This is a genomic window from Xanthomonas albilineans (genome assembly GCF_002939705.1).
In the GTDB taxonomy this organism is placed as follows: Bacteria; Pseudomonadota; Gammaproteobacteria; order Xanthomonadales; family Xanthomonadaceae; genus Xanthomonas_A; species Xanthomonas_A albilineans.
Genome location: NZ_MDCB01000061.1, coordinates 1 through 2,008 on the forward strand (window position 1 = coordinate 1; position 2,008 = coordinate 2,008).

Genomic DNA, 2,008 nt, shown 5'->3' on the forward strand with positions numbered 1-2,008 from the left:
TATCGCCCGCGCAAACTCAAGGTGCGCGATCCGCTGCACGATCTGCAGCTCCTGCGCGATATGGCGATCATCAATGCGCGGGTGCGCGCCGAACTGGGGCCGCTGCCACCTGGCGGATTGCCGGTGGAACCCAAGCGTAAACCCGCGCCGTGGCCATTCCAATCGACAGCCGCATCCGCGCCCCATTCCCCCGAGGACGACCCGATGAAACTGCAACACCTTGCCGCCACCGCCCTCATGCCGCTGGCACTGACCGCTGCGGGCTGCTCCAAAGGCATCGATGTCGGCAATGACGGCGCCACCGGTCACCTCAACCCGCACCCGGTCAGACGCTACGAAGTGATTGCCACCTCCCATGCGCCGGGGCCATGGGATACGATCAAGGCATATATCGGGTATGACGTCATCAATGAGAAATGCGTGCCGATGATGCCGTTCGTTGGTGTGCGACAGACGCCTAATACTGGGCTCGATGTTCCCATGACACAGGTGGACGATCACACGTGGAAGGGATATTTTTATCGCGACGCCTTGCTGGACGAGGATTATTTCAAGCTTGGCGTGTGCCACTGGGATGCAACCGGCATAAGCGTCAACGCATTAGCAGGGGGCGTGAGATTTAATTGGGGTCGCACGTTGAATTCGCTTCTGCATGCTGACCAGAAAAAGCAGACTTTCTACTTCAAGAAGAGCGCATATGGGGATCGTTCTCTGCACTATCCCCCTCTAGCTCTTTCGGGAGAAGACGATGAGGCGCTTCAAAATCCAGATGCTCACTTCCAAGTCACCATTACTGTCAGGGAAGCCAAGCCATGAACCCTGCCGATCAAAAGCGCGCCGATGCGGCCATTGATTCTTATTTAAATCGTTCGCAGAGTGAAGTTGATGGTTCGAAGAAAATACCTCTAGGAGGTACAGACTATACCGTCTTCGGCTACGCGAACGATCCTATAACCGGATTTCATGCCACGGCATATCAGACTCTGGAGAAGCCATATCACATTATCATCGCCTACCGTGGCACCGACACGGATTTATTTACCGGTGAGACCAAGGCGGAAAAAAGGAGTCATGCGCTCACCACCCTCCAGGACATCGCCGTCGATGCCACGATGGTGCGCGACGCCGTCAATCCACAAAAAGCTGCCGCCGATGCGTTCACCGCGCAGATGCTCGCTAAGGCGGCTGAGCAGCGCATTCCCAAAGAACACGTAACCGTCGCCGGCCACTCCCTCGGCGGCGCGCTGGCGCAGATCGAAGCGGCCAAATACGGCCTGGCTGGCTCCACCTACAACGCTTACGGCGCGAGGGGGCTGACCGATGGCACGCCGCAGCCCGGCTGCCACGTGACCAATTACCGCATGGCCGGCGATGTGGTGAGCGCGGCGAGCCCTCACGTCGGCAGCATGGTGTCGTTGGCCAGTCATGACGATGTGCAGAGCCTGCGCGCTGGCCGGTATCTGGATGCGCCCGTCGGCGCGCCGCCCCCGAATGTGCTGATAGCAACGCGATGGGGGGACCACGGCGCTGCCCAGCACTTCGGCAGTCAAAGCACGGACAACGTCCTGGCCCCGCAGCGGTTCAGTGAAGCGTCGCAGCGTTACGCGGACCATCAGAGTGCCTTCGAGCATTTCACCTGGGATGTGTCGCACGAACGTGCCGAACTGTCCCAGGCGCTACGTCAGATGCGCGCGCACCCTGACCAGACCCATCTGCCAGCGGAGATCCAGCGGCAGGTGAACGAATACCTGGCGTTGAACGTGGACCCGTCGCTGCGCGATGCCATCGAACATAACGCGCACGTGCAGGGTACGGCACGCGACTTACACGATGCCGGCGATGCCGCGCGCTCGGTGGGCCATGCGGTACACGCCATGGACGAGCGCATGGCCTCGGCGGCGCATCGGGCGGGCGTCGCGGCTTTCCCATTGAACCCCACGGCGTCGCTGGTCGGCTTGGCGGCGGGCGAAGCGGCGCATCTGCACGGGCGAGTTGCAGATGCTGCGGG

2 protein-coding genes are annotated in these 2,008 nt (G+C 60.9%); both read left to right on the top strand.

Annotated elements, in window-relative coordinates; genetic code table 11:
- A partial coding sequence (locus XalbCFBP2523_RS15690; RefSeq protein ID WP_430523493.1) for a hypothetical protein occupies positions 1 to 816 on the top strand: 816 nt, incomplete at its 5' end.
- On the top strand, positions 813 to 2,008 hold a 1,196-nt coding region (locus XalbCFBP2523_RS16515; protein ID WP_430523494.1), incomplete at its 3' end, for a Tle-like phospholipase domain-containing protein. The genes XalbCFBP2523_RS15690 and XalbCFBP2523_RS16515, both read left to right, overlap by 4 nt.